11 protein-coding genes are annotated in these 15,871 nt (G+C 52.5%); 6 read left to right on the forward strand and 5 right to left on the reverse strand.

Annotation, left to right across the window (positions count from 1 at the left end; all coding sequences use genetic code 11):
• The first annotated feature begins 5 nt into the window (after window positions 1-5).
• The 4 genes from H8L32_RS20935 to H8L32_RS20950 all read left to right on the forward strand — a co-directional run bounded on the left by H8L32_RS20935 (window position 6) and on the right by H8L32_RS20950 (window position 8,618).
• Window positions 6-167 (forward strand): hypothetical protein, encoded by a 162-nt coding sequence (locus H8L32_RS20935; protein ID WP_186949208.1) that lies wholly within the window; start codon window positions 6-8, stop codon window positions 165-167.
• A gap of 654 nt (window positions 168-821) precedes the next feature.
• A complete protein-coding gene (locus tag H8L32_RS20940) occupies window positions 822-3,308 on the forward strand; it encodes an adenosylcobalamin-dependent ribonucleoside-diphosphate reductase (protein WP_186949209.1) in 2,487 nt (828 codons plus the stop codon).
• A gap of 372 nt (window positions 3,309-3,680) precedes the next feature.
• The gene (locus H8L32_RS20945; RefSeq protein ID WP_186949210.1) at window positions 3,681-6,641 is read left to right on the forward strand and encodes a sugar-binding domain-containing protein; all 2,961 of its coding nucleotides are present in this window, start codon (window positions 3,681-3,683) and stop codon (window positions 6,639-6,641) included.
• Window positions 6,642-6,734: 93 nt separating this feature from the next.
• Window positions 6,735-8,618, forward strand: coding sequence for a polysaccharide lyase family protein (locus tag H8L32_RS20950; protein WP_186949211.1), 1,884 nt, complete (start codon window positions 6,735-6,737; stop codon window positions 8,616-8,618).
• A 174-nt stretch (window positions 8,619-8,792) separates the two neighbouring features.
• Here the strand turns inward: H8L32_RS20950 and H8L32_RS20955 are convergent, their stop codons facing one another.
• Complete coding sequence (locus tag H8L32_RS20955) at window positions 8,793-10,784, reverse strand: ATP-binding protein (RefSeq protein WP_186949212.1); 1,992 nt, start codon at window positions 10,782-10,784, stop codon at window positions 8,793-8,795.
• A 241-nt stretch (window positions 10,785-11,025) separates the two neighbouring features.
• Entirely contained in the window at window positions 11,026-11,205 is a 180-nt protein-coding gene (locus H8L32_RS20960) for a hypothetical protein (RefSeq protein ID WP_186949213.1), read from the reverse strand.
• Here H8L32_RS20960 and tviB point away from each other — a divergent pair.
• Window positions 11,204-12,478 carry a Vi polysaccharide biosynthesis UDP-N-acetylglucosamine C-6 dehydrogenase TviB gene (tviB, locus tag H8L32_RS20965; RefSeq protein WP_186949214.1) on the forward strand — a complete coding sequence of 425 codons (1,275 nt, stop codon included), beginning with the start codon at window positions 11,204-11,206 and terminating at the stop codon, window positions 12,476-12,478. The genes H8L32_RS20960 and tviB overlap by 2 nt on opposite strands.
• Before the next feature lie 28 nt (window positions 12,479-12,506).
• Complete coding sequence (locus H8L32_RS20970; protein WP_186949215.1) at window positions 12,507-13,550, forward strand: NAD-dependent epimerase/dehydratase family protein; 1,044 nt, start codon at window positions 12,507-12,509, stop codon at window positions 13,548-13,550.
• An 88-nt stretch (window positions 13,551-13,638) separates the two neighbouring features.
• On the opposite strand, the gene H8L32_RS20975 is transcribed toward H8L32_RS20970, so the two are convergent.
• The 3 genes from H8L32_RS20975 to H8L32_RS20985 form a co-directional block, all read right to left on the reverse strand.
• Window positions 13,639-14,094, reverse strand: a complete 456-nt coding sequence (locus tag H8L32_RS20975) for a cache domain-containing protein (protein WP_186949216.1) — start codon at window positions 14,092-14,094, stop codon at window positions 13,639-13,641.
• A 145-nt stretch (window positions 14,095-14,239) separates the two neighbouring features.
• On the reverse strand, window positions 14,240-14,410 hold the full coding sequence (locus H8L32_RS20980; protein WP_186949217.1) for an alpha/beta hydrolase: 171 nt from the start codon (window positions 14,408-14,410) through the stop codon (window positions 14,240-14,242).
• A gap of 124 nt (window positions 14,411-14,534) precedes the next feature.
• On the reverse strand, window positions 14,535-15,833 hold the full coding sequence (locus tag H8L32_RS20985; protein WP_186949218.1) for an MFS transporter: 1,299 nt from the start codon (window positions 15,831-15,833) through the stop codon (window positions 14,535-14,537).
• Window positions 15,834-15,871 lie beyond the last annotated feature (38 nt).

Here is a 15,871-nt window from a genome sequence, read left to right on the forward strand (position 1 = left end):
GATTCATGCTGAAAACCCTGCTCACGCCCCACCTGATCAAAGCGCAGGCTCTGCAAGCTGGCCGCATGGGTATCAGACCAGCAGCAGATCGCGAATATCGTGAGAAAGAAAATACAACTGGACCAGTATCGACGACAGCATTGACGGCAGAATGGGTAGCAAAATGAATGGCAAAATGAATGGCAAGTGAACGGGGTAGCCGATTGCGGTAGCCTCATCGTGTGCTCTCTTGTACTTAAACCATCGGTCAATGGTTACTGTCTGGAATATTATAAGCAAGAAGTATAGGTTATTCAGACATTCATTATCCATCAAACGTCCGATTGCCTCATAAACAACATATTTGATTCTGCCATGACAAACCGGCAGGTAACATGCCTTCCGCTTAAATTGAATCTGATTGTTGCGTGAAAGAAAACTTATTTATTTCTGCCTGTTTCTGTTGGTTTAATGCCTCTGTTTTACCCACACCTGCCCTATGGTAGCCACTTTTTATTATTGCATCAATAGCAATTAAATATGGGTGGCAGTTTATGGCAGGTCAAAGAAATAAAATCTGGGACGGCATATAATGGTTTCCTCAGGCTGGGACGATGAAACCTTTGTCGCCATGACCGTATATTCACCATCCCCAAACCCAATTTACACTCGATTCGCCTTATTTCGTTCGCCTTATTTCACTGGACATCTATCCATACTGTCGCCCTTTTCTGGCTGAACCATGCAGCCGGGCAACAAGGTCAACAAAGTCAACAAAGTCAACAAGCAAGGCCGATTCAACATCATTTCTGTAACAGGTAACAAAGAAAGCTGCATTTCATATGAACGCAAACGAAAAAATTTTAGGACTGACTGACATGTCTCCCCAGGAAATCTCTCTTGATGTCTTGCTGGAAAAATATGCCAAAGGCGATGAAGCCACCATTCACGATGTACAGGCACGGGTCGCCAGAGCGCTTGCCGGCGTAGAACAGCCAGATTTTCAGGCCTATTACGAAGAAAAATTTTTATGGGCGCAAAAGAATGGTTTTGTGCCTGCTGGCCGTATCAATTCTGCCGCCGGCATGGACTTGCACGCCACCCTCATCAACTGCTTTGTACAACCAGTAGGTGATTCGGTATCCAGCGCCACCGATGGCAAGCCAGGTATCTATACCGCACTGGCGGACGCTGCCGAAACCATGCGTCGTGGTGGTGGTGTGGGTTACGATTTTTCTACCATACGCCCGAAAGATGCCCTCGTCCGTGGCACGCGTTCACGTGCATCCGGCCCGGTATCTTTTATGCAGGTATTTAATGCATCCTGTTCTACCGTCGAATCTGCCGGTGCCCGTCGTGGTGCACAGATGGGCGTCTTGCGTGGTGACCATCCGGACATCCTGGAATTCATCCGGTCCAAAGACAAGGGCGATCTGACCAACTTCAATATTTCCATCGGCGTGACTGATGAATTTATGGAAGCTGTCGCCAAAGATACCGACTTCTGCCTGGTGCACAAAGCCGAACCTGGCGAAGACAAAAAAGAAGCCGGTGCCTATCTGCGTGAAGATGGTCTGTGGGTATACCAAACCGTCCGTGCGCGTGATCTGTGGGACGCGGTCATGAAATCCACTTACGATCATGCAGAACCCGGCATCCTGTTTTTGTCGCGCATGAATACAGAAAACAATCTGTACTATTGCGAAAAAATCGAAGCCACCAATCCATGCGCAGAACAACCTTTGCCAGACTATGGCTGCTGCTGCCTGGGTTCCATCAACCTGACCCGTTTCATCAAGGGTGCATTCACTGATGCGGCCGAATTTGATTTTTCGGGCTTTGAAGCTGTCGTCACAGTAGCCACCCGCATGCTGGACAATGTGCTCGATGCCACGGCTTGGCCGTTGCCACAGCAAAAAGCCGAAGCCATGTCCAAGCGCCGCGTGGGCCTGGGTTTTCTTGGTCTGGGTAGCAGCCTGGTCATGCTGGGTCAGCGTTATGACTCTGATGCTGGTCGCGCCTTTGCACAAAAGGTATCTGAAGTCATGCGTGATGCGGCCTATCTGGCATCGGCAGAACTGGCCAAAGAAAAAGGCCAGTTCCCTTTGTTCGACAGTACAAAATATCTGTCCGGCGTGTTCGCCAAACGGCTGCCTAAAAATGTGCGCAGTGCGATTTCCAAGCATGGCTTGCGCAATTCGCACCTGCTGTCGATTGCGCCTACCGGCACCATTACCCTGGCCTTTGCTGACAATGCATCCAATGGCATAGAACCCGCTTTTTCATGGGTCTATAACCGCAAGAAACGCATGGCCGTTGGCGATGCCAAAATCTATGAAGTGGCTGACCACGCCTGGCGCCTGTACCGTCATCTGGGTAACGATGTATCCGATGACAGCAAGCTGCCAGGCCAGTTTGTCACTGCCTTGAATATGTCTGCCAGCGACCATATGAAGATGTTGCAGGTGGTACAGCCGTATATCGATTCGGCCATTTCCAAGACCGTCAATGTACCGGCAGATTACCCTTACGAAGACTTCCAGAATCTGTACATGGATGCCTGGCGCGCCGGCCTCAAAGGCCTGGCAACATACCGCCCGAATAGCATCCTGGGTAGCGTTTTGTCCGTTTCCACAGAAACGCCACCGGAAGTCAAACAGACACCGGATGACGACCTGCTGCGCAAGCAATTCGATGGCCGCCCATTTGGCGACCTGGAATCAGTCACGTCCAAAGTGCAGTACATGACCTATGAAGGCAAGAAAACAGTCTACCTGACCGTCAGCTTCATCCACATCCAGGGCATGGTTGGCGGCGAACGCGTGACGATAGAACGCCCGTTTGAATTCTTCATGCCTGCCGGCCAGAAGAACGATGGCCAGCAATGGATATCGGCCAGTATGCGTTTGCTGTCTATGGCAGCACGTTCCGGCGGCTCCATCGCCAAGGCACTGGCAGATATGCGTGAAGTGGTGTGGGACAAGGGCACGGTACGCTGCGGCATGATCACCAAGGACGATGGTTCACAGGCACCGCTGTTCCATGAATCCGAAGTCGCCGCCATCGGTTATTCGCTGCAACGCATCCTGATGAAACGCGGTTTCCTTGACGCTGCCGGCAACCAGATCCCCATCACCGTGCTGGCAGAAAAGTTCAAGCAAAGAACCCATTACTACGGCATGGACGACCTGGCCTACGAAGGCGAAACCGCCCCCATCAGCTACATCCCCACCGGCAAGAAATGTCCGGATTGCGGTGCCCATGCCCTGCAAAAAATAGACGGTTGCAGCCGCTGTGTTTCTTGTGGGTATGTGGGAGCTTGTGGGTGATGAGCTAGCTATCGATTAGCCAGAACTCGTTTCATCAATAGGGATGAATTCTAAATGCTTTTCAACAGAGAACGCCCTCGTTTCAAAAGAGGGCGTTTTTTATTGTCGGATACCGCCGATCATCGTTGGTTATAGCCGAAACAAATTTATCAAAAAAACCAGATCGTCTGCTCACAGCTTTCATCAATACATCAACGCCTCAACTTTCCGCAACCACTTCATCTATATCCAAACTGATATAGCAAAATGCCTAAATGTGATTGGTTCGCCGGGCTATTTGCAGATACTATCCCGCGATACCTGTGCTGGGTAGGGCTTTGTACGCTTCCTTCATGAGCCTGGCATGCACAATAATTCGCATAAGGGATGTTCATGAGTTCTTCCAGTACCTCCGGCACCTCCAGCACCATTAGCCGCCGTTCTTTCATTGCATTGGCGATCACCACCATAGGTAGCTCACGCTTATATGCAAAGGCACTTCCTGCCAGCCCTGCACGTGTGGGGACGATATCCATCGCGGGGCAATGGCGTATCGCGCTGGACAGGGATGATGCCGGAACAACTGCCAGGTGGTTTGCCAAAAACCTGGTGTCAGGCTCGCCCATACAATTGCCGGGCATACTGCAAACCCAGGGATATGGTGATGAAATCACGGCGAAGACGCCCTTCGTTGCAGCATTGCCCCGTGACATGCGCTGGTATTTGCTGCCGCAGTACAAGGCTTACACCAAACCTGGCAATGTACAGGTACCTTATCTTTCACAACCTGTACGCCACTTTCTGGGCGTCGCCTGGTATCAGCGCAGCATAGAAATCCCGCCTGAATGGCAGGGTAAACGTATCACGCTGACACTGGAAAGAGCGCGCTGGCAGACGGATGTGTATATCAATGACAGGCTGATGGGCAGTAACCGTTCACTGGTGGTGGCGCACGAATTTGATCTCGGCATGTTAAGTACCGGCACCCATCGGTTATCGGTACGTATCGATAACCGCATGTTGCAACCGGCCTACCGCGCCGATGGGCATGCGGTATCGGATGCAGAGGGGTCAACCTGGAACGGCATGGTTGGCCGGATCGAGCTGTCAGCTACCTCACCGGTGTGGATAGCAGATGCCCAGGTGTTTCCCAATGTTGCGAGCAAGTCGGCGCAGATTCGCGTCGAGATAGGCAATCTGACTGGTAAAGACGGCAGCGGTAGCTTGTCTGCTGGCGGCGTCACAAAGCCGGTACGCTGGGCTGCCACTGGCGGTAAAACATCGTTCGAGGTAGCGCTGCCTGATTCCACGCCCTGGTCTGAATTCACGCCGGTGCTGCAACACCTGCGCCTGACACTCACGGGGCAGGATGCCGATGATAGCCGCGAGCTGACTTTTGGCATGCGCGAGATCAAGACTGACGGCAACCAGATACTGCTGAATGGCGAACAGTTTCATCTGCGTTCTACGCATGATGGCGGCGGTTTTCCGCTGACTGGTTATCCTGCGATGGATGTGGACACCTGGAAGAATATCATTGGCATCTGCAAGGAATGGGGCTTGAATGGAATGCGCTTTCATTCCTGGTGCCCACCTGAAGCGGCCTTTGTTGCTGCGGATGAACTGGGGTTTTATTTTCAGGCGGAATGCGGCATGTGGAATGCTTTCGATGCCGGACACAAGATGCTTGATCTGCTCAACGACGAAACGGCACGCTTGCTGAAAGCCTATGGCAATCATCCTTCGCTGCTGATGCTGGGCGCAAGCAATGAACCAGCCGGGGCATATCACACTGAATTGCCAGTCTGGGATAAAAAATGGCGCGAAGCCGACCCAAGACGGCTGTATTGCGATGGTACTGGTCGCTGGTCAGCACCACCGGCCGGGCCGGGCACACCTTTCGCTGCCGATTTTCTGACCCCTGGTGGCGGCGCCCGCGGGCCTATGGGCTGGTTTGGCGGTGACTATGAAGAAGCACTCAACAAGTTGAGACTGGGCGTGAAGGTGCCTTGCATAGCACATGAAACCGGTCAGTTTTGCGCTTACCCTGACTTTAGTGTGATCGCCAAATTCTCTGGCAAGCAGGCCCGTTATGCAGCTTTCCCCAAAGGGGTGAGCAAGGGTAGCCAGGCCTATATGCACCCCGGCAATTACATCATCATGCGCGACTCTGCCGAAGCACATGGGCTGCTGCCGAGAAACAAGGAATTCGCCCAGGCGTCTGGCCGTTTCCAGGTTGCCTGCTACAAGGAAGAGATCGAAGCCAATTTGCGCACGCCATCGTATTCTGGCTATCAACTGCTGGATCTGCACGATTATCTTGGGCAAGGTGGCGCACTGATAGGCTTGCTGGATGCTTTTTGGGAAGAGAAAGGCTATGTCACTGCGGCTGAATTCCGTCAGTATAGCGGTGCCACCGTACCACTGATCAGGCTGAAGAAACGCCTGTTCACGACAGACAATACATTGAACACAACTGCCGAGCTGGCGCACTTTGGGCCGCAGACACTGGCTGCGGTGAAACCCGTGTGGCGCATTGTCGACAGCGCGGGCAAAACGCTACTATCCGGGGCGCTGCCGGTACGCGATGTCCCACGCGGCAAGAATATTGTACTTGGTAGCATCAATGCCGAACTGTCAGTCTTGCCTGCCCCGGCATCATACCGGCTGGAAGTTGAACTGTCCGGGACATCATTCCGCAATCAATGGTCGTTCTGGCTGTATCCTGTAGTGGTTCCTGCCAGCCCCAATGGCGTGCTGGTGACCGCATCATGGGATGAAGCCAGAGCAGCCTTGTCTGCCGGTGGCAAGGTGTTGTTCTTATCCGGAAGCCCGGAAAAACCCTCGCCCGAACTAGCCCTGAGCCGTACACCGATTTTCTGGAACCGGCTGATGAACCCCAAACGCACCTGGATGCTGGGGCTGTGGTGTGATGATCATCATGCTGCATTGAAAAAATATCCGACCGGAGCGCACTGTGATTGGCAGTGGGTAGAGTTGTTGACCAATACTACAGCGATGAATATCGACGATCTGCCGCATACCTTGTCACCTGTTGTGCTTCCTATCGATGACTGGAACCGCAACTTGCGACTGGCCATGCTGTTCGAATGCGCAGTGGGTAACGGGAAATTAATGATCACCTCTTTCGATTTGTCAGACAAGGGTCTGGCGCGGCAGGCCGGTGCGGCATCATTGCGCAAGTCTTTACTTGAGCACATGGAGTCAACGGCTTTCAAGCCAGTCACACAGATCAGCATGGAAAAACTGGATGCCTGGATGCCGCTACGCTATGTCGCGCCACCGATGATGATCAGCCCACCCGCCACTGGTGATGTGGCCGATCCTGGCTAAAATCTGGCTAAAACCTGACTAAAATAATGTCACCATATGTCTGAGCTACTGTAGTAACCAGTACAAAAATTTAATTAACTGATCATTATTCCCATGAAAAATATTCGCCTTGCCCTTGCCACTGCATGCGTTCTTGCCGCCAGCATCTGTCACGCCAATGTACCGGGCGGCGGTAACGGTAGCGGCCCGGATGTGGCGCTAAAGGACAATGGCGACAGCTTTATTCTCGACAATGGCATCGTCGCCATCAATATCAACAAGACTGATGCCACCATCAGCAGCTTTACCTATCAGGGCATGAATCTTTTTGGTGGCGGCGACAAGGGTGGTAAGTTTTACTGGAGCTGGAATGCCCCAGCTTTTGAAGGGCCGCATGGCACAGCAAGCCTGATCGTTGATCCCCGCTCCAATCACGGCGACTATGCAGAAGTGAAAATACACAGCCCCTGGTCAGGCAAGTCCTCCAATGCGGCGATGGACGTTGATGTGTATTACAGTCTGAAGCGCGGTGCGCAAGGCTATTACGTGACCGCCATGCTGGATCATCCCGCATCTTACCCGCGCACAGATGTTGGCGAATGGCGCTCCAACGCCTATGTCAGCCCGGTGTTTGACTGGCTGAGTGTGGATAGCCTGCGTCAAAAGAAAATGCCAACCATGGCCGACATGGCAGCTGCTGAACGCGTGCCCGGTGCACCAAAAGAAGTGACACGGCTGACAACAGGCATCTACGCCGGTGAATTTGAATGCAAATATTCGTATAGCGCCGACCTGGGCAATCTTGATGTATGGGGCTGGAGCAGTACCAGCAAGCGCATAGGCATCTGGATGACCGTGCCCAGCCATGAGTATTACAACGGCGGCCCCATGAAACGGGAACTGACCGTACACATGAACCACACCCTGCTGAACATGCTCAATGGTTCTCACTATGGCATGGGCAACCAGTTGATCATGGCTGCCGGCAGCGCCTTCAAAAAAACCTACGGCCCTTATTTTATCTACGCCAACAGTTATCAGGGCAACCCTGCCGACCCGCTGCCCAAGGTTGTCGACGCGTTGTGGCAAGACGCAAAAGCACAGGCCGTGGCTGAACAGTCCGCCTGGCCCTATAGCTGGTTCAAAAATCCTGACTACGCACAGGAATCCGGACGCGGCACAGTCAAGGGTAGCTTGAAGGTAAGCGATAGCGGCAACCCGGCGGCATCTTCCGCAGGCGCATGGATAGGCCTGGCACCGGACGACCAGGGTACTGACTTCCAGCAACAGGGCCGCACTTATCAATTCTGGGTAAAGACCGATGCCAACGGCCAATTCAGCATTCCTCACGTTTTGCCTGGCACCTATAATTTATGGGCCTTTGGTGCCGGCAATATCAGCACCTACAAGCAAGCTAATATCGAAGTCCGCGCAGGCGACACACAAGACCTTGGTGCAATAGTGTGGAAGCCATCGCGCGTTGCACCGACAGTATGGGAGATCGGCGTGCCAGACCGCGACTCTCAGGAATTCCGCAACGGTGCCTTCAATTATTCTTTGTGGGCGACGTATATCAAACCCGACTTCATCACTGGCCTGACCTATACCATCGGCAAAAGCGACTGGTACAAGGACTGGAATTATGCCCAGTTTGGCAATGCCCCGTGGACCATCAATTTTTCACTGACCGAAGCTCCGACCAAAGACACACCGGCATCGCTTTACATAGGGCTGGCATCGTCAGAAACCACGCTGGTGGTCAGGGTCAATGGAACACAGGTCGGCAGCTACCAGGCCCCCGTACCTAGCCACCCGGCTGTCCGCCTGGGCAGCCATGGCGCATTCTCGGAAACCCGCATGGCAATTCCCCCGGAGCTGTTAAAGCCCGGCGCAAATTCGATTGTGATATCGCAAAAAACGGGAAGAGCCAATACTGGCACCACGCAATATGATTATTTGCGACTGGAAGCTGCGGGGACCAGGCTGACACCGCAGTAGATCATTTTTGCATCTTGGATAAGCGCTAAATCACCGCCAAGAAATCATCTGCGATAACTATAAAGTCGTGTTGGTTGCTTGAACAATTTCAGGCAACCAGATTTCTGTTCAATACCATATCCACCATTCACACATAGATTGAAATCATCTTGTTTGTATAGTGTGATGCCGTCTTTACACCTCATCATCCCGCCGCCGCTCGCTGGCAGGCAAGGTAACCCAGAACACGGTACGGACACCAGGTTCGGATTCGAAACCGATTTCGCCACCCATTTTCTCTACCAGGTTCTTGGTGATGTTCAAACCCAGGCCTGCGCCACCCAGGTTTTTTTCGCCATGCTCTTCGGCCTGGGCAAATTTGCCAAAAATACGGGAACGAAACATTTCCGGGATACCCGCGCCGTGATCTTCGACTTCTACGCGGTAATGCTCGTCCGCCCTGGTAATACGGATGCTGATTTTTTCGTTGACAGGTGAATACTTGGCGGCATTCGACAAGAGATTGGCAAATACCTGCATGATGCGGTCGGGGTCGCCCATGGCCCAGGCAAACTTGGGATGCTGTTCCAGCACAAAATAAGAATGATGCGATTGGGCATAGCTGGCATTTGCTTCGATGGCCTGCATGGCCAGGGCAACCAGGTCTACGCGCTGGATTTCAAACTTCATGTACCCGGAGGCCATTTTTTCGATATCCAGAATATCGTTGACCAGGCTTACCAGGCGTTTGCTGTTGTTGTGGGCGATGCGCACCAGTTGCAGGGCCTTGGGTGAAAGTTCTGTGATAGTGCCGGATTCCAGCAGGCCCAATGCACCACGGATCGACGTAATCGGGGTGCGCAGTTCATGGCTGACGGTGGAAACAAAGGCAGCTTTGATCGTGTCGACCTGTTTGCGTTCCGAGATATCACGGGCAATGGTGGATGCACCGGTAATCAGTTGTTCGCCATCGCGCACGGGGGACATCACAACCGACAACTGGACTTTGCTACCGTCCTTGCGGCGCCCTGCGGATTCAAAGTGGCTGACGCTTTCACCTCTGATAATACTGGCCAGGCGAGTCTTGGCAAGTTCGGCCTGTTCATCTGCGTACAGCATATTGGTTGATGCGCCTATGGTTTCGCTGGCGGTGTAACCAAACAGTTTTTCTGCACCGGCATTCCAGCTGGTAATTACCCCGGCCAGGGTTTCACCGATGATGGCATCTTCTGAACTGTCGATGATGGCAGACAATTGCGACAGACTGGCGGCAGCCTGTATTTGCCGGCTGAACTGACGAACAATCACACGCCCAAAGATCAACAGAATAATCACCAGCACCCCGTTGCCGATGACCTGTACGATGGCGCTGGACCGCCAGCCTTCCAGTATTTCATCCCTGGACAGGGCGGCGACAGCGATAAGGGGGAATTGGTCAAGACGGCTGTAACCAACCACACGCTCCACCTTGTCGAGCCGGGAAGTGACAGAAAAAGTGCCAGATCTTGGGCCAGAGATTTGCTGACGGAAAATGGGATTGCTACTGTAATTTTTACCTATGGCACTAATCATCATGGGGCGACGCAAGACCAGGATGCCGTCTTCCGTCAGCATGGCGATGGAGCCTTTCTTGCCCAGGTTAATGCTGTTGAAGTATTTCAGGAAAAATTCTACGTTGATGTGGGCAAGTACGATGCCGGCAAAATCGCCGTTGGTATGATTGAAACGACGCGACATCATGAATACCCAACTGCCGTCATTCAGCACCTGTGCTGATTTACCGATGTACCATTCGACATTGGCATGGTCACGATGGTAGATAAAATTGGCGCTTTCCAGTTCGCTGATCTGGGCGAATTCTGTAGCGGTGGATACCAGTACCTTGCCTGTTGCATCGGTGACTGACAGTTGTTTTAACTGGGGCAGGCTTTCGCGCTGCCGGCTCAAGGACAAAGCCAGTTTCTCTGCATGGCCAGCCAGTACTTCATCCTGCTCCAGCCTGTCCACCAAAGAAACCAGCGCGGCGTTCACTGCCTTTAAGGTATCGCCGGAATGCTGGGACATGGCATGGGCAAGATTGCCTGCTGCCACTTCACCTGCACGCAAGGCCATCTCATATGTTTTCCACATTTGCCAGACATTGTTCCCGATCAGCACACCGCACACCAGCACAACAAAGAGGGACATGGCTAACTTGATGGATAGTCGCTTTGCTGGGAAAATTTTCTTCATACGGTATCAAGAAGGCAATAAAGGGAAAAGGGCCGTTTGCGATAGCCTGCCATTGTAAGGTGCAAGTCTGGAAATCGGCGTAAAGCGATCATTTTTTCTTGGGCCACCGCTTCGCTATTTCTTTGAATGGATGGATACAAAGCAGCAGAAACATCTGCACTTCCTAAAAACTGTGAATATTAGCTAAACAAATCAATCACTTGCTTGAGCCAGGTAGATCGAACTGAGCAACTGATGCTTCTTCTTTGCAGTGCATCAAAATCGGTGCAGACCAGGCCAAAAGTGCCAACTTGCGCATGAAACCGCACAAAAAGTCTGCTTTCACGCATAATGCAATAAACAACATGCACAGTGCCAAGAACCAGATGCCTTTCATGAAATTAACAGACATAAAACTTGCTGTCATTGGATTGGGCTATGTGGGCCTGCCATTAGCAGTTGAATTTGGCAAGAAACGCCCGGTACTGGGCTTTGATATCAGTAACAAACGCGTGCAACAATTGCAGGCGGGTTATGACCATACGCTGGAAACGGAAGAGGCCGAGCTAACAGCCGCCCATCATTTAAGCTTTACGACCGATGCCGCACTGCTGGCAGACTGCAATTGCTTCATCATCACGGTACCAACCCCGATCAACATCCACAAGCAGCCAGACCTGTCACCACTATTGATGGCGAGTGAGCTGGTGGGCAAGGCGCTGACGGCCGGCGCCCTGGTGATATTTGAATCAACGGTGTACCCCGGCTGTACTGAAGAAGATTGCGTGCCGGTGCTGGAGCGCTTTTCCGGTCTGTCATTCAACCAGGATTTTTACTGTGGCTATAGCCCGGAACGCATTAACCCGGGCGACAAGGAACACCGGGTCACGACGATCAAGAAAGTCGTCTCGGGTTCTACGCCAGAAATCGCCGATCTGGTGGATGCCCTGTATTCTGAAATCATTATCGCGGGCACCCACAGGGCACCATCGATCAAGGTGGCGGAAGCAGCCAAAGTCATAGAAAACACCCAGCGCGACCTGAATATTGCGTTGATCAATGAGCTGGCACTGATCTTCAACAAAATGGGGATCGACACCGAAGCGGTGTTGCAGGCAGCCGGCAGCAAGTGGAATTTCTTGCCGTTTCGCCCTGGCCTGGTGGGTGGCCACTGCATAGGTGTAGACCCGTATTACCTGACCCATAAAGCCGAAAGCATAGGTTATCACCCGGAAATCATCCTGGCAGGACGCCGCTTGAATGACGGCATGGGTGCCTATGTGGCTTCGCAATTTGTGAAGGCCATGACCAAACGCAGGATACAGGTGGATGGTGCCAATATTCTGGTGATGGGCCTAGCATTCAAGGAAAACTGCCCGGACCTGCGCAATACCCGGGTGATTGATATCGTCACTGAATTGCGGGATTACCATTGCGAAGTGGATGTGTATGACCCCTGGATCAGTGCTGAAGATGCACAAAGAGAATATCAACTGACGCCGGTGACACAACCCAAGGCACATGCCTATGACGGCATCATCGTCGCGGTGGCGCATCAGCAATTCCGTGAGCTTGGTGTAGAAGCAATACGTCAATTTGGCAAACCCGGACATGTGCTGTATGACCTGAAATATCTGTTTCCGGTTGACGCATCAGATTTACGCCTTTAAGCCAGCATTAGTACTATAAGCAAGCCCTATGAGCACCATACAGACACTGGAAGCACAACTCCTGAAGCAGCCCAAACACTGGCTCATTACCGGCGTTGCCGGCTTTATCGGCAGCAATCTGCTTGAACATCTGCTAAAGCTGAATCAAAAAGTGACCGGGCTGGATAATTTTGCCACCGGCTTGCAGAGAAATCTGGATGAAGTACGTAGTCTGGTCAGCACAGAACAGTGGAATAACTTCCACTTCATCCAGGGTGATATATGTCAATTGCAGGACTGCCAGCAAGCCTGTGCCGGTGTTGACTATGTGTTGCATCAGGCGGCACTGGGTTCTGTCCCGCGCAGCATCAACGACCCCATCGCCACCAATGCCACCAATATTGATGGTTTCCTCAATATGCTGGTGGCAGCCAGGGATGCACAGGTGGCCAGTTTTACCTACGCTGCCAGCAGTTCTACTTATGGCGACCACCCTGATCTGCCCAAGCTCGAACATAAGATCGGTAACCCGCTGTCACCATATGCCGTCACCAAACTGGTGAATGAGCTGTATGCAAATGTGTTTTACAAGACCTATCAATTCAAGGCCACAGGTCTGCGTTATTTCAATGTATTTGGCAAACGGCAAAATCCCAACGGAGCCTATGCTGCCGTCATACCCAAATGGGTTGCTGCCATGATGAATGGGGAAGCAATTTTCATTAACGGCGACGGTGAAACCAGCCGTGATTTTTGCTACATACGCAATGCGATTGAAGCCAACCTGCTGGCTGCACTGGCAAATGATGACGCACGCGGCGATGTCTACAATGTCGCCCTGGGTGACCGGACGACGCTGAACCAGTTGTTTGACGCCATCAGACATACGCTGAATGAAAATGGCGTCACCTATACGCAGGCAGCGCATTACCGTGATTTTCGCGCCGGAGATGTCAGGCATAGCCAGGCCAGCGTGGACAAGGCCAAAAACTTATTGGGCTACCAGGCACTGTATAAAATTGCAGATGGCATCAAGGAAGCGATTCCCTGGTATGTTGCCGCACAGCGTGCCGGTTTTCTGGATCTGGAATAAGCGCTGGCCAGCACATGTATTCACATGTATTTTATGGGTTTGAAATGGCTACGCATACCGCGTAGCCATTTGCTTATTCGCGGCAATCTTATTTACCCTTGTAGATACCCGCTTCCAATATCACATCACCACTGCGCACGTAATAGGTTGATTTGTTTTCCAGTTCTTTGGTGACTGGATTGTTGTAGCGGTAATCCACCCAGCCCTTGCCTTTGGTTTTTGCACCTTCAACGATTTCCTTGCGGAACATTTTTCCGTCAGCATCGGGTAACACCAGCATGTTTTTGCCTACCAGCTTGGGATTGACCGGATGCGCCAGCGTGGTGCCATCCAGCGAACGCATATACAGATACACATCACCCTTGATAAATTCCGGATTTTTATTATTGATTTCCTTGATCAAGGCTTCGGTACCGTTTTTCTTGATATAGGCCAGACCTTTTTCGACCATATCTGTCGCATCAGATGGATTATCTGCCGCCATTGCGCCAGAAACAAACAGGCTGGTCAGTAACGCCAGGAAAAACTTTAAATACTGTTTCATGAATGTCTCCGGAAAGGTGGAGAATCCAGTGTAGACAGTAATACTTGCCGACACAAGCTGCACTGCCGCATGGAAACATTGTGCCCCCTTGGCGACTGACCTGCCTTGCTGGCCAGCATAACAAACTGGCCATGCGGTCTCAGGTTTATTTGAGAAAAACTTTGACTTCAGCCTGGAATTGCTCAGGCTGGTCCCACATGATGAAGTGGGCACTTGCCGGGATGCGTTTGAGCGTGACATCTTTCACGCCTGCATAAGCCCCTTTGTAAAACAGGTCTATCTGCGCCTCAGTCAGCGGTACGCCATTGGGTAGCACATACAGGACTGTGGTCGGTACGAGAATGTTCTTCAGTTCCGGCGTCAGGTCGGTGATGAACAGCCATGCATGGGTGCAAATTGACAGACCGGGGTTGATGCAGCAGCCAGGAGCACAACCCTGATTACGCCGTAGCCACCGGCAGCACCGTGCGCAAGCGCAATGTAATCATCAGCCCGACGCTGAGCAGCGCACCCAGCAACATGACGACACCTTGCCAGCCGTGTGATGCCCAAACGACGCCGGTGTATGAACCTATCAGGCTGGAACCCAGGTAGTAAAAACACAGGTATAGCGCCGACGCCACTGCCTTGTGAGCCTGGGCACGGCGGGCAACCCAGCTGCTGGCAACGGAATGCGAGGCAAAGAAGCCGAAAGTGAACAAGGCAACACCCGGAACCATGATGAATAATGAATTGGACAAAGTCAGCAGCAAGCCACTCATCATCACCAGCAAGACCAGCCACAACACGCTGCGGCGGCCTATGCGGTCAACCAGACGCCCCACCCAGACCGAACTACCCATGCCCAACACATACATCAGGGCAATGGCGCCAGCGGTGCTCTGGCTAAAACCAAACGGAGCGCCTTGCAGACGATAGCCAATATAGTTGTACATACTGACAAAACAACCGGTCAGCATGAAAGCCAGGCAAAACAGCATGCACAGACCACTATCGGACAAATGCATACGCAAGCCCTTGCTGATGGTGCTCCAGACATCTTTTGCTGGCTTGAAGTTACGCGCAAGCGGCAGACTGCGCCAGAATTCCCAGGCGGCATAAATGCCAGCCACACCCATCGCTGCCATGGCGGTGCGCCATGAAAAATAATCGCTGAGTACCGCCGTCAACAAGCGCCCCACCATACCGCCCATGGCACTGCCGGCAATGTACAGACCGACGGCCAGTCCCATGGAGGTGGCTTCGATTTCCTCACCCAGATAAGCCACCGCTACCGCAGGCATGCCGCCCAAGGCGAAACCCAGCAAGCCGCGCAAGACCAGCAACTGCGAAAAATCTTCCGTCAATGCGCACAAGAGCGTAGCGATCGCAGCCAGGGCGAGCGCGGTCACCATCATGGGCTTGCGGCCTATGCGTTCACTGATGGCACTGCTGATCAGCAAGGACAAAGCCAGCGACAAGGTGGAGATGGACAGGACCCAGCTACTTTGAGCCGGTGTCAGATGGAATTGCACAGCCAGCAAGGGCATCAGTGGTTGTATGCTGTACAACAAGGAAAAAGTGGAAAAGCCGCCAAACACCATGGCACGATTGATACGACTGAATGCGGGTGTACCGGCAGCGATGCGATTGACCTGCCTAATTTCACCGACCTCACCGACCTCACCGACCTCACCGACCTCACCGACCTCACTAATCTCGCTGACCTGCTGTTGGCTATTGCTGCTTGCGACCGTCATGATGCTGTACCTGGACTATCAAGGAGTCGCCATCTTAT

It is taken from the genome of Undibacterium hunanense (assembly GCF_014284335.1).
In the GTDB taxonomy this organism is placed as follows: domain Bacteria; phylum Pseudomonadota; class Gammaproteobacteria; order Burkholderiales; family Burkholderiaceae_D; genus Undibacterium; species Undibacterium hunanense.